This is a genomic window from Streptomyces sp. NPDC060002 (assembly GCF_042737245.1).
Classification (GTDB): domain Bacteria; phylum Actinomycetota; class Actinomycetes; order Streptomycetales; family Streptomycetaceae; genus Streptomyces.
Genome location: NZ_JBHWUW010000004.1, coordinates 92,703 through 111,828, shown reverse-complemented (window position 1 = coordinate 111,828; position 19,126 = coordinate 92,703). Strand labels below are relative to the sequence as shown.

The following is a 19,126-nucleotide window of genomic DNA, read 5'->3' as shown; positions in this document are numbered from 1 at the left end:
GGTCGCTCACACGAGGGAGATATAAGCAGAAGTATCTCGAAGGTTCGCAAATTACATTTGCTGAGCCCTATCTTCTTGCTCAGGCGCCCCGCCCGGAAGCGCACCGTGGGACGCCACGGCATCGACACCAGGCACCCGTTCAACTCCCCTCAGTGACCGGAGACTTCCGATGGCCACCGTATCCCCGTCCTGGAACTACACCCTGCACCTTCCCCGCGATCCACGCGCACCGGGTATCGCGAGGGGCGCCCTGAGACTGATCCTCGCCGCTCACGAGCTGCCCGGACTCACCCCCACCGCGGAGCTCCTCGCGGCCGAGCTGCTGGCGAACTCGCACCTGCACACCGAGGGCCCGTACGCCCTGCGCCTGATGTCGACCCGGCCGGGCGGAGTCCGCGTGGCCGTCTGGGACACGGACCCGCGCGTCCCTCCCGGCTTCAAGGGGGATGCCCTGGGCGCCGCCCCGCCGTACGAGTCGGAACACGGCCGGGGCCTGCACCTCGTAAAGGCGTGCGCGGACGATGTGGGGGTGTCGGTACTCCGCTACCTCGGCGCGTCGAAGGGCGGGAAGCTGCTGTGGGCGGACTGCGGGGGAGAGGCGAAGTGGTGAGTACGCGGTGCCCGGCCCGGCAGGGCGCCCGAGCCGCCCTACGGCCGCTACTGGGCGACCTCACCGTTGCCGTACCACCAGGCCACTTGGCCGTGACCGGCCCAGGCGTCCAACGCGTGCTCGAGGGCAGCTGGATCCGTGGCGCGCTCGATCGTGATCACGGCGAAGCGCAGGGTGGCAGGGGACTCGACCAGCCCGCCCAGACCTTCGACGGCTTCGTGCAGCGCGGTCAGAGCTTCCGGTGAGAAGGTGCCGGGCTCTGGAGCGGCCTGGATGCAGTACGCGCCCCCGAGGGGTCGGACGGCGACGCGGACGTCATCCCCCGCACCGCTCGCTCCGTTCCTCACTGGGTGAAGAACGACACCGGATGACGGGGGTCCGCCGTACACACGAACAGGCCTGCGTGGCCACCGCGTCCCACGGTCATGCCCACCGGCTCCCGTGCGGCTCGTCCCGCCTCGCTCGTCGGGTCCAAGCCGCGTTCCCCCAGCGGCTGGAACCGGCCCCCGTCTTCGTACTCGTACGAGTCGAGCTGGAGGAACAGCTCCAGTGGTGCCCCGCATCCGTCCTCGCCGCAGTCCATCGACTCGGGGCGGTCCGTCACACCCCAGCTCATGCTGCCGCCGACCTTGTAACCGGGAGTCGGTGACAGCTCGTCCGGGAGCTCCTCGTCCCAGGAGTGCTCCGTCACGCGTTCGGGGTGCAGGACGCACGGCAGGGGGATCATGTCCCCGTCCCAGTGGGTGTCCGGCTCCGGTTGCTCGCCCTCGGGAAGCGGGTTCAGAACGTCCGCCGCCGTTCGCCAGAACAGCCGACACGCCTGGCCCCAGCCCTCCGGGTGCGGCTGGTCGTGCCAGTCCGGGCACCACAGGAGCTGCACCAGGTCCGCGCCCTCCGGGAAACGGATCTCCGGAAAGTCCGCCGCCGTCAACTGGGCCACCGGGACCAGGTGATACGGGCCCAGTTGTCTGCGGTTCACGTCGCGGTGCTCGGCGCAGCGCGGCCACGGCTCGTCCGCCGGCCACCACAGCGGGCCCCCGATGTGACTGTCGCGCGGGCCCGGCCGACCTCGGCGCGGGTGCAGTCGTACGGCCGGGAGGCGAGTCGTGCGAGTCATCCGGGCAGTCTCGCAAGTCCCCTTCAGCCGCCGCTACGCCCGCCCGGGAAAACCGGGTTCGTGAAGGCCGCCGGCGGGCCGGGCGGCGGAGGCGTCGTCGCCTTCAGAGAACAGCTCGGCCGGGCCACGGCCCGCAGCCCTCCGTCGGAGCCGGACGTCGGAGCCGGACAGGCGGCCGCTGGACACCCCGGGCGCGTTCTGATGCCAATGCCGACCAGTCGGTATGGACACCCGCCCCCTCTCCCGGTACAGATGAGGACGTCACCCGCGACGACGCCGTCGAAAGAGCCGTACGCAGCGAAAGGCCCCCCATGCGCATCGCCGTCACGATCTTCCTCACCGACGAGACGATCACCCCCACCCGCCTCGCCCGTGAGCTGGAGGAGCGTGGGTTCGCCGGGCTCTATCTGCCCGAGCACACGCACATCCCCGTCGAGCGCACCAGCCCCTACCCGGCCGGCGGCGACCTGCCCCGCGAGTACGGCCGCACCCTCGACCCCTTCGTCGCCCTCGGTCAGGCGGCGGCGGTGACGCGGACGCTGGGCCTCGGCACCGGCATCACGCTCGTCGCCCAGCACGACCCGATCGACCTCGCCAAACAGATCGCCACCGTCGATCACCTGTCGGGCGGCCGCCTCACCCTCGGCCTCGGTTACGGCTGGAACGTGGAGGAGGCCGCCGACCACGGCGTCGACTGGCGTACCCGTCGTGAACTGGTCCGGGACCGGATGCGGCTGATGCAGGCCCTGTGGGCGCAGGAGCCGACCGCGTACGAGGGCGAGTACGGCAGCGTCCGCGCCAGCACGGCGTACCCCAAGCCCGTACAGAAGCCGCGCGGGCCGGTCGTCGGCCCCCGCACCCTCGTCGGCGGCGCCGCCGGACCGAAGCTGTTCTCGCACATCAGCGAGTACGCCGACGGCTGGCTGCCGATCGGCGGCCGTGGCCTGTCCGAGGCGCTCCCCGTGCTGCGCTCGGCGTGGGCGGACGCGGGCCGCGAGCCGGACGCCCTCCAGGTCGTGCCGTACGCCGTCCAGCCGTCCCCCGGCAAGCTCGCGTACTACGCCGAGCTGGGCATCGAGGAGGCCGTGGTGCAGCTGCCGCCGGTGGGGGAGGCGGAGGCGCTGCGCGCACTCGACGAGTTCACGCCGTACCTCTAGGAGCCGCTTTTCGCCGACGGTCCGAAGTCGGGCGGCCACAGCTGGTCCCCGGCGGGCTCGTCGTCGCCCTGCCGCCAACCCGGGTCCGTGGCACAGGGTGTGGACGTGCCGCCGGTGAAGTAGTCGCGGTCCGCGAACCACTGGAAGGACACGCGCTCGTCGCCGTCCGAGCGGGAGGCGTACAGATCCCAGTAGTCGCCGGAGACGTTCTCCCGGTAGGAGGTGATGTCCCAGCCGGTGTCCTCGAGATGGTCGCGCAGCCGGCGCAGACCGGGGATCGCCTGCTCGGCGGGGACGTGGTCGAGCGCCCAGTCGTGGCTGACGCTGTAGACGCCGTCGACGGTCTCGTCGGTCAGACCGCCCCGGTAGCAGTAGTTCGAGCCGACCGTGTTCTCGGTGGAGACCCCGATCTTCTCGACGCCGGGCCTGATGGTGCGGGTGAACCCGAGGACGTCGTACGCCTCCCGGGAGCGGTCGACGGCGCGGTCCACCATCTCCTCGGGCGTGACGCGCGGGTAGTCCGACGCGTCCTTCGTCACCACGGCGATCCAGCCGAAGAAGGCGACGACGAGGAGCAGCGGAACGGCGACGAGCACCGCGCAGCCGATACCGAAGGCCTGCGCGGCGGTGCGGCCGGCCGGGACGGGCGCGGTGGCGGGTGCGTGGGCGGTGGCGGGTGCGGTGGCGATCTCCTCGGGCATACGGCGACCGTAGGTCGGCCGGGGCGCGCGGGGCATCGGTACGGCTGCGGGCGCGGGATGGGTACGCGTACTCAGAGTCCCAAGCTTGGAAAACGTGATCGTATGCTCGAAGGATGACGACTTCCGCGACCTCCGGAACCGGCCCCGGCCCGACCCCCGGCCCCACCGAGAACTCCATGCGTCGCGCTCTCAAACGGGCTCGTGACGGCGTCGCCCTGGACGTCGGCGAGGCGGCCGTGCTGCTCCAGGCGCGCGGTGCGGCGCTGGAGGACCTCACCGCCTCCGCCGCCCGGGTGCGGGACGCCGGCCTGGAGGCGGCCGGCCGGCCCGGCGTCATCACGTACTCGAAGAGCGTCTTCATCCCCCTCACCCGGCTCTGCCGTGACAAGTGCCACTACTGCACCTTCGTCACCGTCCCCGGCAAGCTGCGCCGGGCCGGACACGGGATGTTCATGTCGCCGGACGAGGTGCTCGACATCGCCCGGCGCGGTGCCGCCCTCGGCTGCAAGGAAGCCCTCATCACCCTCGGCGACAAGCCGGAGGAGCGGTGGCCCGAGGCCAGGGAATGGCTCGACGCGCACGGCTACGACGACACCATCGCCTACGTCCGCGCCATCTCCATCCGCATCCTGGAGGAGACGGGGCTGCTGCCGCACCTCAACCCGGGGGTGATGAGCTGGACCGACTTCCAGCGGCTGAAGCCCGTCGCGCCCAGCATGGGCATGATGCTGGAGACCACCGCCACCCGGCTGTGGTCCGAGCCCGGCGGTCCGCACCACGGCTCCCCGGACAAGGAGCCCGCCGTCCGGCTCCGGGTCCTGGAGGACGCCGGCCGCTCCTCCGTCCCGTTCACCTCCGGGCTGCTGATCGGCATCGGCGAGACGTACGAGGAGCGCGCCGAGTCGCTGTTCGCCCTCCGCAAGGTCTCCCGCGCCTACCACGGCATCCAGGAGCTGATCATCCAGAACTTCCGCGCCAAGCCGGACACCGCGATGCGCGGGATGCCGGACGCGGAACTCGACGAGCTGGTCGCGACCGTGGCCGTGGCCCGCCACATCATGGGCCCGGCCGCCTGCCTCCAGGCCCCGCCCAACCTCGTCGACAGCGAGTACGAGCGGCTGATCGGGGCCGGTGTCGACGACTGGGGCGGGGTGTCCCCGCTCACCATCGACCACGTCAACCCCGAGCGCCCCTGGCCGCAGATCGACGAGCTCGCCGAGAAGTCGGCGGCGGCCGGTTTCGAGCTGCGGGAACGTCTCTGCGTCTACCCGGAGTTCGTGCGGCGCGGCGAGCCGTGGCTCGACCCGCGGCTGCTGCCGCACGTGCGCGCGCTGGCCGACCCGGAGACGGGACTGGCCGTGCCGGACGCGGTCGTCGAGGGCCGCCCGTGGCAGGAGCCGGAGGAGGTGTTCGTGCCGTCCGGCCGTACCGACCTGCACCGCACCATCGACACCGACGGCCGGACCTCCGACCGGCGCGACGACTTCGACGAGGTGTACGGCGACTGGGGCGCCCTGCGTGAGGCGGCCGCCCCCGGCATGGCGCCCGAGCGCATCGACACGGACGTACGGCAGGCCCTCGCGACGGCCGCCGACGATCCGACGAAGCTCACCGACGACGAGGCCCTCGCCCTGCTCCACGCGGACGGCCCGGCCCTGGACGCCCTGACCCGTATCGCGGACGACGTGCGCCGCGCGACCGTCGGCGACGACGTCACGTACATCGTCACGCGGAACATCAACTTCACCAACGTCTGCTACACCGGCTGCCGTTTCTGCGCCTTCGCGCAGCGCCGCACCGACGCCGACGCGTACACGCTCTCCCTCGACCAGGTCGCCGACCGCGCCCAACAGGCCTGGGAACTGGGCGCGGTGGAGGTCTGCATGCAGGGCGGCATCCACCCGGACCTGCCCGGCACGGCCTACTTCGACATCGCGAAGGCGGTGAAGGAACGGGTCCCCGGCATGCATGTGCACGCCTTCTCGCCGATGGAGGTGGTCAACGGCGCGACCCGCACCGGCCTGTCGATCCGCGAGTGGCTGACGGCGGCGAAGGAGGCCGGGCTCGACTCCATCCCCGGCACGGCGGCCGAGATCCTGGACGACGAGGTCCGCTGGGTGCTGACCAAGGGCAAACTGCCGGCCGCGACCTGGATCGAGGTCGTCACCACCGCGCACGAGCTCGGGATCCGGTCGTCCTCGACGATGATGTACGGCCATGTCGACCAGCCCAGGCACTGGCTGGGCCACCTGCGGACCCTGGCCGGGATCCAGCAGCGCACCGGCGGCTTCACGGAGTTCGTCACCCTCCCGTTCATCCACACGAACGCGCCGGTGTACCTGGCGGGCATCTCCCGCCCCGGTCCGACGATGCGGGACAACCGGGCGGTGACGGCGATGGCCCGGCTGCTCCTGCACCCGCACATCCCCAACATCCAGACCAGCTGGGTGAAGCTGGGCTCGGAGGGGGCCGCGGAGATGCTCCGCTCGGGAGCGAACGACCTCGGCGGCACGCTGATGGAGGAGACGATCTCGCGGATGGCGGGCTCGTCGTACGGCTCCTACAAGTCGGTCAAGGACCTGATCGCGGTAGCGGACGCGGCGGGCCGCCCGGCGAGGCCGCGGACGACGCTGTACGGCGAGGTGCCCGAGGAACGGCAGCGGGCGGCTTCGGCGTCGGACGGGCATCTGCCGGAACTGCTGCCGGTGCTGGACTGAGGGACCACGGTGGGACCGGGGAGCGGGCCCCTCGCAGTACGATGATCGGGCCCCGACCGGAGGGGTCCCGTAGCTGAGGAGATGCGTGCCCGTGCCTGCCCGACGGCTTCCCTCCTGGGTTTGGGTCACCGGCCTGACGACCGGCGCGATCGCCGCGGTCGTCTTCCTGACGGCGCGAGCCGAGCAGGGCCCGCACCCGACGGCGTCGGCGGCCGGCCGCCCGAGCGCCTCGGCGTCGGCGGGCGCGCAGCCCTCGGCCTCGCCGAAACCGTCGGCCACCCCCAAGGCGGCGGCGGTGCCCGGCAGTTCGGGCACCGGCCGGCGCATCGTCTACTCGCTGGGGCAGCACCGGGTCTGGCTGGTCGACGCGGACGACACGGCCCGCCGCACCTTCACGGTCTGGCCCGGCACGGTGGACCCGGCCGTCGGCAGCTTCACGGTGTCGCTCCGCAAGGACGCCACCACGGGCTCCGACGGCGTGGCGATCGAGCACATCGTGTACTTCTCCGCCACGTCCGGCGTCAACATCGCCTTCTCCAACGCCGTCGACGGCTCCTCCCCGCCCCCGGCCGCCGCCGGTACGCAGACCGGCGGCATCCGGATGGCCAAGGCGGACGGGACGGCGCTGTGGGCGTTCGGCGAGACGGGGACGAAGGTCAGGGTCGTCGACTAGACCCCGGAGGTCCGGCCGTCACGCTGACGGCACGCCCTGACGGCACGCCCTGACGTCACGCCTGGGAGTCGTCCCGCGCCTGTCCGAGCGGCAGATGGTTGACGAGGAGCACGACCCCGCCGAACAGGAACGCCCGGGTGGCCGCGTCCAGCCCGTTCCAGGTGTCCGACTGCCACATCGCGAACCACTCACCGCCGATCGCGATGAACCCGGCGCCGAACAGCAGCATCAGCATGACCAGCCCGTACGTGGACAGCGCCCGACCGCGTATGTGGTCGCGCCGCGCCCAGAACCACGTCCCGGCGGCCAGCACCACCCCCGCGACGGTCTCCCACGCGATGATCACGACATAGGCGGCGTCCTGAAGCCCCTTGCTCGTCACCGCCCGCCACATCACGTCGTCGTCCTTGAACGTCGTGTCCATCGCCAGCACATGACGCACGAACTGCTGGTTGGTGCCGAAGTCGGTGATGTTCCCGAAGGCGACGAGAAGCATGTAGAGCGCGACCGTCCCGGTGAGGAGGGTGGCGGTGAGCGGAAGCACGCGTGACGCGTGTGGGATACGTGTGGTGGGGGTGGTCATGCCGGTGTCCTTACCCCACCAGGTCTTCATCACCCCTCCACCCGAACGCCCGTACACAGGGCCGGAACAGAGCGCTGTTCGATTACAGTGACGGACGTCGTATGTACGCACGGTGCGGGAGGGCTGGGTGGGTGCGACTGCCGGGCCCGTCTGGGGCCGTGCCGAACAGCAGGACTTCCGCGGCCGGGTGCGTGGCACGCTGCTCGGCGCGGCCGTCGGGGACGCCCTCGGGGCGCCCGTCGACGGGCTCGGGACCGAGGAGATCCGGCAGGCCCACGGGCCCGAGGGGGTCGTGGACCTGGCCCCCGCCCACGGGCGGCGCGGCGCGGTCACGCATCTCACCCAGCTGACCCTGTTCACCGTGGACGGGCTGATCCGCGCCCAGGTGCGCCGGGACACCGGCGCCTGGCATCCGCCGACGGATCTGCACCGGGCGTATCTGAGATGGGCGGCCACCCAACGCGACTGGGGGCCCGACCTGCGCCGCAAGGACGACGGCTGGCTGGCCCGCGAGGAGTGGCTGTACGCCCGGCGCGATCCGACCCGGACGCTGCTGCTCGGGCTCGGCGACGAGGTCATGGGCACCCTGGACTCGCCCAAGAGCCCCGGCGCGGCCGGGCCCGAGGTGGTTCCCCGCTCGGTGCCCTTCGGGCTGCTCGTCGGCTGGGAGCCGCAACTCGTCGCCCAGCTCGCCGTCGAGTGCGCCGCCCAGACCCACGGCCACCCCACGGCGTACCTCGCGGCGGCCGCGTACGCCGTCACCGTGCACGCGCTGGCCTGCGGCGAGAGTCTGGACGGCGCGGTGCAGCGGGCGCTCGCCCTGCTGGCCGCGCGGCCGGGGCACGAGGCGGTGTCGGAGGCGCTGCAGCACGCGCTGGGCGCCGTACGGCAGGGGTTGCCGGGCCCCGCGCGGGTGGAGGAGCTCGCCGGGGCGGGGACCGCGGAGGCCGTGCTGTCGGGCGCCGTCTACTGCGCCCTCGTCGCGGAGGACGTCCGGCACGGGCTGCGGCTCGCGGTGAACCACGGCGCGCCCTCGGGGCCGACCGCCGCGCTCACCGGCGGTCTGCTCGGCGCCCTGCACGGCGAGACGGCCCTCCCGCCGGCCTGGCTGGCCGAGCTGGAGGGCCGTCCCACGATCCTGGAACTGGCCGACGACTTCGCCATGGAGATGACCCAGGGGCCGGCCCTGCACGGTCCCGCCGGGGCGTCACCCGGCTGGATGGCCAGGTACCCCAGGGGGAGTTAGTCCGACACGGTCGTGGAGACCCCGTCCTTGGGCCGCGGCACCCGCGCGGCGGCCGAGGCGCCGCCGTCCCCGTCCGTGTTGATCTGTTCGATGATCGCGAGGCGTTCCGGGGTGTCCTCGGGCTTGACGAAGCCGATGAGGATGTAGAGGACCAGCGACACGAACAGCGGGATCGACACCTGGTACTGGAGCGGCACTCCGCCGTCGACATTCCAGTTGATCGGGTAGTTGACCAGCCAGAAGGCCAGCAGACCCATCGACCAGCTGGTCAGCGCGGCCGTCGGGCCGGAGCGGCGGAACGGGCGCAGCAGGCCCAGCATCATCGGGATCGCCATCGGGCCCATCAGTCCCGCCACCCACTTGATGACGACCGTGATGATGTCCTTGAAGGCGGCGGAGTTGACCTGCGTGGCCGCCGCCATGGAAAGGCCGAGGAAGACCACGGTCGCCACGCGCGCCGCGATCAGCCCCGACCGCTGGTTCCACTCCCGGGCCCGCGCCCAGATGACCGGCGCGCAGTCCCGGGTGAAGACGGCGGCGATGGCGTTGGCGTCGGACGAGCACATGGCCATCGTGTGGGAGAAGAAGCCGACGATGACGAGCCCCAACAGACCGTGTGGCAGCAGCTGTTCGGTCATCAGGGCGTAGGAGTCGGAGCCGTCCGGCTTGTTCGACGTCACCAGCAGCGGCGACATCCACATCGGGAAGAACAGCACCAGCGGCCAGACCAGCCACAGCGCCGCCGACAGCCGCGCCGACCGCTCGGCCTCCTTCGGGCTGCCCGTGGCCATGTACCGCTGGGCCTGGTTGAGCATGCCGCCGTTGTACTCGAAGAGCTTGATGAACAGGAACGCGAGCAGGAACACCGTGCCGTACTGGGCGACCAGGGGTTTGTCGTGGCCCTGGAGCGCCGGCTGGTCCCAGGCGTCCAGGAATCCGATGCCCTTGTCGTTCAGCTTCAGCACGACGGCGACGAACATCGCGATGCCGGCCAGCAACTGGATGACGAACTGGCCGAGTTCGGTCAGCGCGTCCGCCCACAGACCGCCGATCGTGCAGTAGACGGCGGTGATCGCGCCGGTGATGAGGATGCCCTGGTTGAGGGAGATGCCGGTGAAGACGGACAGCAGGGTGGCGATGGCGGCCCACTTCGCGCCGACGTCCACGATCTTCAGCAGCATCCCCGACCAGGCCAGCGCCTGCTGGGTCTTGAGGTCGTAGCGGTTCTTCAGATACTCCAGCGGGGAAGCCACGTGGAGTCGCGACCGCAGCCGGTTGATGCGCGGCGCGAACAGCTTCGAGCCGATGGCGATACCGAGCGCGATGGGGAAGGACCAGGTGACGAAGGAGGTCACGCCGTAGGTGTAGGCGATGCCCGCGTACCCGGTGAACATCACCGCGCTGTAGCCCGACATGTGGTGCGAGATGCCGGACAGCCACCAGGGCATCTTGCCGCCGGCGGTGAAGAAGTCGCTCACGTCGTCGACGCGCTTGTGCGACCAGACGCCGATCGCGACCATCACGCCGAAATAGCCGATGAGCACGGTCCAGTCGAGACCGTTCATGTGCGCCCTCCCAGAGTTCAGCCCGGCGTTCGGCCCGGCGCTCATCGTGGGCGCTGCCGCGTGAACACGACAAGTAACCGTAAGGTCAAAGGGAGGTAAAGGAATTCGGTATGGTGGTTCGCGTTCACCTACATGAACTCAACGCATCAGCTCCCCGGCGTTGACCAGCAACGACTGTCCCGTAATCGCCCGCGCCCGGTCCGACGCCAGGAACGCCGCCGCGTCGGCCACATCCCCGTCCGTCGCCAGCTCGGGCAACGCCATCCGCTCGGTGAGCCGCCCCAGCACCTCCTCCTCGGGCACTCCCTCGGTCTGCGCGGCGAACTGGACGTAGGCCTGCACCGGCGGCCCCCACATCCAGCCCGGCAGCACGGTGTTGACCCGGATCCGGTGCGGCCCCCACTCCCGCGCGAGCGAGTACATGGCGCTGGTCAGCGCGCCCTTCGAGGCCGCGTACGCCGCCTGCCGCACCTGCGAGGGGGCCGCCACGGCGGACTGCGTCCCGATGAACACCACCGACCCGCCCCGCACCCGCAGCCCGGCCAGACACGCCCGCGTCATCCGCAGCGACCCCAGCAGGTTCACGTCGATCACCGACTGCCAGGTCGTGAAGTCGGCGTCCTCGACCCCGCCGAAGCAGGAGTCCCAGGCCGCCACGTTCACCACGGCGTCGATCCCCCCGAACCGCTCGCGCGCCAGCTCGGCCAGCGCCTCGCACTGCCCCTCGTCGGTGATGTCGGTGACCCGGTACGCCGTACGCGCCCCCTCGGGATCGATCCCGGCCGCGCTCTTCGCGAGATTCGCCTCGGTCCGCGCCCCCAGCACGGCGTTCCCGCCGTCCCGGACGACCGCGGCGGCGACCTGGTGACCGAGCCCGGCGCCGACTCCCGAGACGACGACGGTCTTGCCGGTGAGCAGTGACATCGGGACCCCCTGGCCTCTGGCGCATTATCTGACGGAGCGTCAGAGTATGGGCCAGTCACGGAGGATGGGGAAGAGCATGCGCGAGGAGACACACGGCGACAAGCACAGCGACGAGCACGACGACACACACAGCGAGACGTACGCCGAACTGGCCGCCGTCGGCCCCTACGGGGTGCGCCCCGGCCACGCCCTGATCACCATGGTCGAACCGCACCCCGGCCACGAGTACGCCTACAACCGCTGGTACGAGGACGACCACTACTACGCCGGCGCGATGGCGATGCCCTGGATGTACGCGGGCCGCAGGTGGGTGGCGACCCGAGACCTCCAGCTGCTGCGCCACCCGGAGAAGTCGGCGGTCGCCCAGCCGGTCACCGCCGGCTGCTATCTCTCCACCTACTGGATCACCGAGGGACGCTACGACGACCACATGAAGTGGACGGTCGCCATCAACAAGCGCCTCAACCGGGACGCCCGCGTCCACCAGGACCGCACCCACGTCTTCACGGCGTTCCAGGACCACGAGGCGACCGTGTACCGGGACGGCGCCGCAGGACCCCGCGACTTCCACGCCCTGGACCACCCGTACGCGGGCCTGGTGCTCGAGGTGATCGACACCGACTCGGCGCAGCAGCGCGCCGAACTCCTGGAGTGGCTGCGCGCCCGCCACCTCCCCGAGCGGGTGGCCGGCTCCCCGACGGCCATGGTCACCGTCTTCCGCCCCACCCCCCTCCCCGGCGACCGCATGACCTACGTCAAGCAGGTCGAGGGCGTCGACACCCGCCTGACCCTGCTCTGGTTCCTGGAATCGGACCCGAGGCACTGCTGGGACCCGCACTTCACCGGCCTGGGGGAGGCGGTGACGGAGTCGGGCCTGGGCAGGATGGAACTCATCGCGCCCTTCATCCCGACGGTGCCGGGCACGGACCGGTATGTGACCGACCTGCGCTGATCACGGCTGCTTGAGCTCGTCCGGACACGGCGTGCCCCGCGGCAGCTGATAGGGCGCGGCAAGCCGGTACACCCCCGCCCGAGGAGCGACCAGCATCGTCCACTTGTCCCCGTCCGTGTCCTCCTCGGTCTCGAACAGGCACCCGTCGACGTTGTCGTACGTCTTCGGCTCCCCCTCTGCCCGGTTCTTGGACGCGTTCGTCTCCTGCGGCGGCTTCAGGCTCTTGCCCTCCGCGTCGACGACGCTCAGCCACGGCGAGTACGGGATCCGGATCAGGATCCGCCCCGCCTTCTTCACGTCGATCGTCATCTCGTCCTGCTTGGCCCGCTGCACCACCGCGTTCGGCTCGGCGAGCGAGGCGGGGTCGGTGACCTTGAACAGCTGCCAGTTGGCGTCGCCCCAGATCTGCGTCAGATACGGCAGCCCGCGCTGCACCAGTACCCGCTCCCGTTCGCCGCCGTCCCCGTCCAGCGCCTCCTTCGGGACGACGACGAAGTGCACGGCCCACCGCTGGAGCCACTCGTGGTAGTTCGCCGAGTTGAGGGTGTCGTCGTAGAAGAGGGGGTTGCGCTCCATGTCGGCCTGGCGGTTCCAGCCCCGGGCGAGATTGACGTACGGCGCGAGCGCGGACGCCTCGCGGTGCGAGCGGGCCGGTACGACCTCCACCCGCCCCTTCTCCGCTTCGATCTCCTGGAGTTCGTTGACGAGCGGCGCCAGCTCACGCGCCCAGGAGGCCGCCGGGGTCGTCCGCAGGACGTCGTCGACCGACTTGAAGCCGATCCAGCCCACGAACCCGAGGAACGCCAGGACGATCACGTACCACTTGCGGCTGCGCGGCACGGCGAACGGCAGCGCCGCCATCAGCACCACACCCGTGAACAGCATGGCGAGCCGCGTGATGTTGGACCCGATCTGCGAGCTGATCAGCCACACCATCAGGACCCCGAGCCCGTACACCGCCGAGGTGATCCGTACCGTCTTCCAGTCGCGCGGGACGACCGCGAAGACGGCCACCGCGGACAGCAGCGGCAGGGACGCCGAGCCGAAGGACATCGGCTGGGTGCCGGAGAACGGGAACAGCCAGGCGGACAGGGCGACCACGGCCGTCGGGGCGAGCCCCAGCGCCCACGCGCCCGGCCGCCGCTTCTGGAGGAACAGCGCGGCGGCGACGAGCCCCACGAAGAGCCCCGCCACCGGCGATCCCATGGTGGCGAGCGCGGCCAGCGGGGCGGCGCACAGCGCCTTCGCCCACCGTTTGTAGCGCCAGCGGTACGGCCAGCAGAAGACGACGGCGACCGCGCCCAGCGCGAACGTGTTGCCGAGCCCGAAGGTCACCCGCCCGGAAGCCGCGTTGCACAACAGGGCGAAGACCCCGGCCAGCGCCGGCCACAGCGGGTTCTTCACCGGCCGGCAGCGCAACAGGATCAGGGTGAGCAGGCCCGCCGAGAGCGTCCCGGCGATCATCATCGTCGTCCGGACGCCGAGCAGGGACATCAGATACGGCGACACCATGCTGTACGACACCGGGTGCATGCCGCCGTACCAGGCGAGGTTGTACGCGGAGTCGGGGTGCCGGCCGACGAACTCGGCCCAGGCGTCCTGCGCCGCGAGGTCGCCGCCACTGTTCGCGAACGTGAAGAACCAGACGAGGTGCAGGGCACCGGACAGTCCCGTCATGGCCAGCACGGGGTGGCGTCGCAGCCGGCCGCCCAGCCGGTCGAGCGCGGATCTCATCCGGGACGGCTCACCGGCGGGGCCCGCGCCGTCGGTACGGCCGTCCGCGCGATCGCCCGCGGGGCCGTCCGCCGCCGTACGGTCCGGAACCTGGTCCCGCTCGAGCTCTACCACCGCGTCACGGTCGTCACGGTCGTGGTCGCCCGACTGTGGGGCGGGCACCCTCGGTCGCGGGCCGGCGTCCGGGTCCGGACCGGTGTCGTCGGCGCGTGTCGGCTCCGCAGTGGCCACCTGAAGGCACTCCCCGTGTCCCGTCTTCTGCTCTCGGCCGCATGCCGTTCGCGTCCGCTTCACGGCTGCGTCCTTGCGACCGGCGACCTGTCCCGTTTCGCGACGCTAGCACGCACCCCGCCGGGCGGCTGCCCGACGGGGTGACGCAGGCGTACGAGCGGGGTCGCGGGTCAGCCGATGCGCGTCAGCTTGTCCGAGAAGCCCGGCTCGACCAGGTCCGTCTGAAGGGCGACCGGCACCTTCACGGCACTGCTGGAGCCGTCCCCGACGGTGAGCGTGCCCACCTGGGTGCCGGCCTTCGCCTTGTGCGGCACGGCGTCGGCGGTGAAGGACAGCTTCACCGTCATGCCCGCCCAGCCGAGCGCGGGGACGTCCTTGGTGATGACGACGGGCGTACGGCCGCCCAGCTTGTCGTCCACATACCCGACGACGTCGCCCTTCTTGAGGATCTTCGCCGAGGTGAGCGCGTCCTGGGCGGCGAGCAGCGCCGTCTGGCTGACCGCGTTGACCGTCTCGAGGATCTTCGGCTTGTGCTGGCCGAGGACCGCGCCGACGAGGGTCACCGTCTGCCCGTCGACCTGCTTGCGGGAGGCGAAGAGCAGGTTGCCGCCGGCCGCGGTGGTGCTGCCGGTCTTGATGCCGATCGCGCCGATCTTGTACGGCAGCTCGTTGTAGTTGTTCCAGTACTTGCCGGACGGGTCGGTCCAGCTGGCCGCGCTGGAGATGGAGACCAGGGCCGGGACGTTCACGAACGCGCGGCCGAGCTTCACCTGGTCCTCGGCCGTGGAGACGGTGGTCTCCTTCAGGCCCGAGGGGTCGGTGTACGTCGTGTTCGTCATCCCCAGTTCCTTGGCGGTGGCGTTCATCTTCTTCACGAACGCCGCCTCCGAGCCCGCGTCCCAGCGCGCGAGCAGTCGCGCGATGTTGTTGGCGGAGGGGATCAGGACGGCCGACAGGGCCTGCTTCTCGGTGAGCTTGTCGCCGGCCTTGACGGTGTTGAGCGTCGACTCGTCGCCGGAGACGTCGTAGCCGCCCTCCTTCTCCGCCGTCGCGTCGACCTCGATCTCCGGGCCCTCCTCCCCGGCCTTCATCGGGTGGTCCTTGAGGATGATGTACGCCGTCATGGTCTTGGCGACCGAGCCGATGGCCACGGGCGTCTGCTTGCCGAAGCTGCCCATCGTGCCGACACCGTCGGCGTCCATCCAGCCCTGTCCCTCACTCGGCCAGGGCAGCTGCGTCTTGCCGCCCTCGAAGGTGTACGAGTCCTTCGCGGTGAGGGTCAGCGCGGTCTCCGGCAGCGGCCGCACGGCCTGCGCGATCGCAAACGCGACCAGCAGCAGGATGACCAGAGGCGTCCAGATCTTGAGCCGTCGTCCGAGCGTGCGCAGCGGGGTGGGCGGGGGCGGCGGGGTGTTCGTCAGCTCCGCCAGCAGATCAAGCGGCGGCCGCGGCGGCAGCGGCTGCTGGGTGGTGCGCTCGGGGCCGACCTGCGGGACGAGGGCGGTGACGTCGGCCGGCTTCGGCGGGCGGGGCTCGTCGAGCGGCTTGAGCGCGACGAACCTGCTGGTCCGCTCCGCGGGGGCCTCGGGCCCGGCCTTCCGGCCGGCCTTCTCGCCGGGCTTCGGGTCGGCCTCGTCCTCGTCCGGCTTGGGCCTGGGCTTGGTGGCGCCGCCCAGCTTCAGCATGGTGGTCGGCTGGTCGACGGCGGGCTTGGGCCGGGGGGCCTTGAAGACGGCCGTGGGCTGGTCGACGGGGGAGTCGTCGGGCTTGTCGGCGTCTGCGTCCCCGGCCTGACCGGCCTTGGCGTCCGGGGCGGCTCCCTCGTCGGCGTCGGCGTCGGCCCGGCCGGCGCCCGACGCCCACTTCGGCGCGGGCTTGGACGCGGACCTGGCGGCGGGCTCGGCCTCGGCCTGGGGCTCGGCCTCCGGCTTCGCGTCGGCGGGCTCGTCCGTTGCGTCGCCTTCGTCGGTTGCGTCGGCTTGCGCGGCGTCGCTCGCGGAACGTTCCTCCGCCTCGGCGCCGGTGTCTTCGTCCGAGGTGTCTTCGTCCGAGCTGTCTTCGTCCGAGGCGTTCCCGTCCGAGGCGTTCCCGTCCACCGCGGAGTCCGTCGCGGGCTCTTCCGTGGAGCCCTTGTCGTCCGCCGAGGCCACCCACTGGGCCACAGCCTCCCGCAGGCGCTCGTCACCGCCCCCGGAGGCGCCCTCGGCGGTCCCGGAGGCGCTCGCGGCCGTCGCGGTGCCCTCAGGGCCGTCCTGGGCGTCTTCGGAGCCACTCTCGGCGTCCTCGGCCTCGACGGACCCCGCCTTCGTGGCCGTGCCGCTGTCCTCGGCCCCTGCGGCCTCCTCGGCGGCCTCCTCGGCGTCGGTCCCGGTCTTCCCGGCGTCCTCGGCCTCCTCGGCGTCCCCGGTGGACTCGCTCGCCGTGGACTCGCCGCCGTCCTCGGCCCCCGTGGGTTCCTCGCGCTCCTCGCGCTCCTCGCCCTCCCCGGGCGCCTCGGCCTCGGGCTGTTCGGACTCCGCGGTCTTCAGGTCCCGTACCGAGAACACTCGCGTCGCCGTGTCCACTCCGCCCCGTGACGCCGACGGCTCGGCCTCCCGTGCCACGGCCATCCGCGGATCGCGGACTTCGCGAGGCTCACGCGCCTCGGGAACCGTGCTCGCGCTCCCCGACGTCGGTTCTGCCGACGACTCGCGCTGCTTCGACCTGTCGGGGGACTCGCCCGCCACCGATGCCTCCTCCTGTGCCGCACGCCCACCGCGCGCTCGTGCCGAACCGTGAACCGCCCGCCCGGAACACGCCTCACAGCGTGTCCGAACCATGTACCAGTGTCCTGTGTAGAGGGCTTGGCTCCAGTGGTAGACGAGAACGACATACCTACTGGTTCCACTACAAACAGGTCACGCACCCTCGACAGACCATTGTGAGAGGGGTCACCCTGTCACTCATCCACGCGGGGAGGCATGGATGGGCAGGAGCCGCAGAACAATTCCGGAAGAGCTTTTGTTGCTGGCGCTGGACCCGACCACGGGTACCACCGCACAGCCGCAGTCGCTCGACCTCGGTCTGGCCGGAGCGCAGCTAGTGGAGCTGGCGCTGGCCGGACGGATAGCCCCTGACGGGGATCGTATCGCCGTGGTGTCCCCACGGCCGACTGGAGACCCAACGCTGGACTGCGCGTTGGAGTTGCTGCGAAGGCGTGGCGCTCCTGTACGTGCCGTCCACTGGATCGGCGGGCCGCGTCTCGGGCTACGCCAGATCTACCTCTCGCATCTGGAGCGGTGCGGCATGGTTCATGCCGTGGCGGGTCAGATGTGCGGAGTGCTGCCGACGACTCGCTACCAGGCGACGGACACCGACATCAGCCGGGAGATCAAGGCCCGGCTGGACTCCGCGATCCGCACCGGCGTACCGCCGGACCCGCGGACCGCGGCGCTCGCCGCACTGGCGCACGCGGTCGGCCTCGGCAAGCACCTGTATCCGGGCAACGAGGGACGCTCGTCCCGCTCCCGGCTGCGGGATCTGATCAGACACGACCCGATGGGCGGACTCGTGGCGCACGCCGTGATGGACGTCCAGAACGGCGCGGTGGCACAGCCGCGTCGCAACCAGGCGCCACCCGGCCGGCAGGCCGGACCCGGTGCCAGGCCCGCTCCGGAACCCGCCCGTGGCGTTCCGGCGCAGCCGCACCGCGGTCCGATGGCGCGTGTCGTGGCTCACTGAGCCGCAGTTCCACGACAGCGCGCCGGCAGGACCGGGGAACCGCAAGACGTAAGAACCGCAGGGCCGGTTGGACCCGTCGGACCCAGGACCCGTCCGGGAGCCGCAGCGGCCGCGCGGGGTGGTGGGACGTATCGACCCGCCGCCCCGCGCGGACGCATGTCGGGGACCGACCCGAACTGGCGTGTACCCGCCGCATATCCACCGTTTTCCAGCGGTAGAAAGCGCCTTGGTGGCAGTCTGCTCAACAGCAGATACGCAAAGTGTCAGTTGCAGACACGCAGCCGGAGGTGCACGTCCCGTGGCGTCCAATGTCAATCCCACTGTCAGGCGACGCCGGCTGGGCCAGGAGCTGCGTCGGCTCCGTGAGCTCAAGGGCATGACGGCCGAAGAGGTGGCCGAGCGCCTGCTGGTGTCCCAGTCGAAGATCAGCCGGCTGGAGAACGGCCGGCGCAGCATCAGCCAGCGTGACGTCCGTGACCTGTGCGGGGTGTACGAGGTCGAGGACCAGCGGATGGTCGACTCGCTGATGGAGATGGCCAAGGACTCCCGCCAGCAGGGCTGGTGGCATGCCTTCGGCGATGTTCCGTACAGCGTCTACATCGGTCTGGAGACGGACGCGGCGAGCCTGCGCGTGTACGACCCGCAGGTCGTGCCCGGGCTGCTCCAGACCCGTCAGTACGCGGAGGCGCTGATCTCGGGCGCGCTGCCGGAGGCCCCGCCGGCGGACATCGAGAAGCGGATCCAGGTGCGGCTTCGCCGACAGGAACGTATTTCCACAGCCGACAACCCGTTGCGTCTGTGGGCGGTCCTGGACGAGGCGGCGCTGCGTCGCCAGGTCGGCAACCGGCAGGTGATGATCGAGCAGCTGGACTACCTGCTGGAGATGTCCCAGCTGCCGCACGTGACCGTGCAGTTGATCCCGTTCACCATGGGCGCGCATCCGGGGGTGAGCGGCCAGTACGCGATCCTCGAGTTCCCGGACGCCGCCGACTCCAGCGTGGTCTACATCGAGGGAGTCACCAGCGACCTGTACCTGGAGAAGCCGCAGGACGTCCAGAAGTACAGCGTGATGTACGAGCATCTGCGGGCCCAGGCCCTGAACGCGGACCAGACCCGGGAGTTCATCGCGAAGGTGGCGAAGGACTACGCCAGAGAGGTCGCTCCATGAGGCGCGGCAAGGTACACCTTCGGCCGGA

The 19,126-nt window shown here is 71.1% G+C and carries 16 protein-coding genes; 8 read left to right on the top strand and 8 right to left on the bottom strand.

What is annotated here, in order from left to right:
* Window positions 1-169: 169 nt before the first annotated feature.
* Complete coding sequence (locus tag ACFWBD_RS05805) at window positions 170-610, top strand: ATP-binding protein (RefSeq protein ID WP_385663146.1); 441 nt, start codon at window positions 170-172, stop codon at window positions 608-610.
* A gap of 47 nt (window positions 611-657) precedes the next feature.
* Here the strand turns inward: ACFWBD_RS05805 and ACFWBD_RS05800 are convergent, their stop codons facing one another.
* Together ACFWBD_RS05800 and ACFWBD_RS05795 are read right to left on the bottom strand one after the other, a co-directional pair.
* Window positions 658-957, bottom strand: coding sequence for a hypothetical protein (locus ACFWBD_RS05800; protein WP_385663143.1), 300 nt, complete (start codon window positions 955-957; stop codon window positions 658-660).
* Complete coding sequence (locus tag ACFWBD_RS05795) at window positions 954-1,727, bottom strand: hypothetical protein (RefSeq protein WP_385663141.1); 774 nt, start codon at window positions 1,725-1,727, stop codon at window positions 954-956. The genes ACFWBD_RS05800 and ACFWBD_RS05795 overlap by 4 nt, the downstream gene beginning before the upstream one ends.
* A 311-nt stretch (window positions 1,728-2,038) precedes the next feature.
* Between ACFWBD_RS05795 and ACFWBD_RS05790 the strand changes: the two genes are divergently transcribed.
* A complete protein-coding gene (locus ACFWBD_RS05790; protein WP_385663138.1) occupies window positions 2,039-2,884 on the top strand; it encodes an LLM class F420-dependent oxidoreductase in 846 nt (281 codons plus the stop codon).
* On the opposite strand, the gene ACFWBD_RS05785 is transcribed toward ACFWBD_RS05790, so the two are convergent.
* A complete protein-coding gene (locus ACFWBD_RS05785) occupies window positions 2,881-3,585 on the bottom strand; it encodes a hypothetical protein (RefSeq protein WP_385663135.1) in 705 nt (234 codons plus the stop codon). The genes ACFWBD_RS05790 and ACFWBD_RS05785 overlap by 4 nt on opposite strands.
* A 113-nt stretch (window positions 3,586-3,698) precedes the next feature.
* Here ACFWBD_RS05785 and ACFWBD_RS05780 point away from each other — a divergent pair, with 113 nt between their 5' ends.
* On the top strand, window positions 3,699-6,302 hold the full coding sequence (locus ACFWBD_RS05780; RefSeq protein ID WP_385663133.1) for a bifunctional FO biosynthesis protein CofGH: 2,604 nt from the start codon (window positions 3,699-3,701) through the stop codon (window positions 6,300-6,302).
* An 85-nt stretch (window positions 6,303-6,387) separates the two neighbouring features.
* On the top strand, window positions 6,388-6,975 hold the full coding sequence (locus tag ACFWBD_RS05775; RefSeq protein ID WP_385663130.1) for a hypothetical protein: 588 nt from the start codon (window positions 6,388-6,390) through the stop codon (window positions 6,973-6,975).
* A gap of 55 nt (window positions 6,976-7,030) precedes the next feature.
* On the opposite strand, the gene ACFWBD_RS05770 is transcribed toward ACFWBD_RS05775, so the two are convergent.
* On the bottom strand, window positions 7,031-7,558 hold the full coding sequence (locus tag ACFWBD_RS05770; RefSeq protein WP_385663128.1) for a DUF2165 domain-containing protein: 528 nt from the start codon (window positions 7,556-7,558) through the stop codon (window positions 7,031-7,033).
* Between the two features lie 127 nt (window positions 7,559-7,685).
* Between ACFWBD_RS05770 and ACFWBD_RS05765 the strand changes: the two genes are divergently transcribed.
* The gene (locus ACFWBD_RS05765; protein WP_385663126.1) at window positions 7,686-8,804 is read left to right on the top strand and encodes an ADP-ribosylglycohydrolase family protein; all 1,119 of its coding nucleotides are present in this window, start codon (window positions 7,686-7,688) and stop codon (window positions 8,802-8,804) included.
* Here ACFWBD_RS05765 and ACFWBD_RS05760 read toward each other — a convergent pair.
* Both ACFWBD_RS05760 and ACFWBD_RS05755 read right to left on the bottom strand, forming a co-directional pair.
* Window positions 8,801-10,369: a sodium:solute symporter family protein gene (locus tag ACFWBD_RS05760; protein WP_385663124.1), complete on the bottom strand. Its 1,569-nt coding sequence runs from the start codon at window positions 10,367-10,369 to the stop codon at window positions 8,801-8,803. The genes ACFWBD_RS05765 and ACFWBD_RS05760 overlap by 4 nt on opposite strands.
* A gap of 138 nt (window positions 10,370-10,507) precedes the next feature.
* Complete coding sequence (locus tag ACFWBD_RS05755; protein WP_385663121.1) at window positions 10,508-11,293, bottom strand: SDR family oxidoreductase; 786 nt, start codon at window positions 11,291-11,293, stop codon at window positions 10,508-10,510.
* Between the two features lie 76 nt (window positions 11,294-11,369).
* On the opposite strand from ACFWBD_RS05755, the gene ACFWBD_RS05750 reads away from it, so the two are divergent.
* Window positions 11,370-12,245, top strand: coding sequence for a hypothetical protein (locus ACFWBD_RS05750; RefSeq protein ID WP_385663119.1), 876 nt, complete (start codon window positions 11,370-11,372; stop codon window positions 12,243-12,245).
* Here ACFWBD_RS05750 and ACFWBD_RS05745 read toward each other — a convergent pair whose 3' ends face one another.
* Both ACFWBD_RS05745 and ACFWBD_RS05740 read right to left on the bottom strand, forming a co-directional pair.
* A complete protein-coding gene (locus tag ACFWBD_RS05745) occupies window positions 12,246-14,210 on the bottom strand; it encodes an MFS transporter (RefSeq protein ID WP_385663116.1) in 1,965 nt (654 codons plus the stop codon).
* 170 nt (window positions 14,211-14,380) lie between these two features.
* On the bottom strand, window positions 14,381-16,819 hold the full coding sequence (locus ACFWBD_RS05740) for a D-alanyl-D-alanine carboxypeptidase (RefSeq protein ID WP_385663113.1): 2,439 nt from the start codon (window positions 16,817-16,819) through the stop codon (window positions 14,381-14,383).
* 355 nt (window positions 16,820-17,174) lie between these two features.
* On the opposite strand from ACFWBD_RS05740, the gene ACFWBD_RS05735 reads away from it, so the two are divergent.
* Complete coding sequence (locus tag ACFWBD_RS05735) at window positions 17,175-17,930, top strand: GPP34 family phosphoprotein (RefSeq protein WP_351763262.1); 756 nt, start codon at window positions 17,175-17,177, stop codon at window positions 17,928-17,930.
* Window positions 17,931-18,228: 298 nt separating this feature from the next.
* Entirely contained in the window at window positions 18,229-19,098 is an 870-nt protein-coding gene (locus ACFWBD_RS05730; RefSeq protein ID WP_057600704.1) for a helix-turn-helix transcriptional regulator, read from the top strand.
* Window positions 19,099-19,126: the final 28 nt, after the last annotated feature.

Excerpts from the sequence above, each read along its gene's own strand:
- ACFWBD_RS05805 (WP_385663146.1), top strand. The coding sequence starts at position 170 with ATGGCCACCGTATCCCCGTCCTGGAACTACACCCTGCACCTTCCCCGC.
- ACFWBD_RS05795 (WP_385663141.1), bottom strand. The coding sequence starts at position 1,727 with ATGACTCGCACGACTCGCCTCCCGGCCGTACGACTGCACCCGCGCCGA.
- ACFWBD_RS05790 (WP_385663138.1), top strand. The coding sequence starts at position 2,039 with ATGCGCATCGCCGTCACGATCTTCCTCACCGACGAGACGATCACCCCC.
- ACFWBD_RS05785 (WP_385663135.1), bottom strand. The coding sequence starts at position 3,585 with ATGCCCGAGGAGATCGCCACCGCACCCGCCACCGCCCACGCACCCGCC.
- ACFWBD_RS05780 (WP_385663133.1), top strand. The coding sequence starts at position 3,699 with ATGACGACTTCCGCGACCTCCGGAACCGGCCCCGGCCCGACCCCCGGC.
- ACFWBD_RS05770 (WP_385663128.1), bottom strand. The coding sequence starts at position 7,558 with ATGACCACCCCCACCACACGTATCCCACACGCGTCACGCGTGCTTCCG.
- ACFWBD_RS05760 (WP_385663124.1), bottom strand. The coding sequence starts at position 10,369 with ATGAACGGTCTCGACTGGACCGTGCTCATCGGCTATTTCGGCGTGATG.
- ACFWBD_RS05755 (WP_385663121.1), bottom strand. The coding sequence starts at position 11,293 with ATGTCACTGCTCACCGGCAAGACCGTCGTCGTCTCGGGAGTCGGCGCC.
- ACFWBD_RS05750 (WP_385663119.1), top strand. The coding sequence starts at position 11,370 with ATGCGCGAGGAGACACACGGCGACAAGCACAGCGACGAGCACGACGAC.
- ACFWBD_RS05740 (WP_385663113.1), bottom strand. The coding sequence starts at position 16,819 with ATGGCCGTGGCACGGGAGGCCGAGCCGTCGGCGTCACGGGGCGGAGTG.
- ACFWBD_RS05735 (WP_351763262.1), top strand. The coding sequence starts at position 17,175 with ATGGGCAGGAGCCGCAGAACAATTCCGGAAGAGCTTTTGTTGCTGGCG.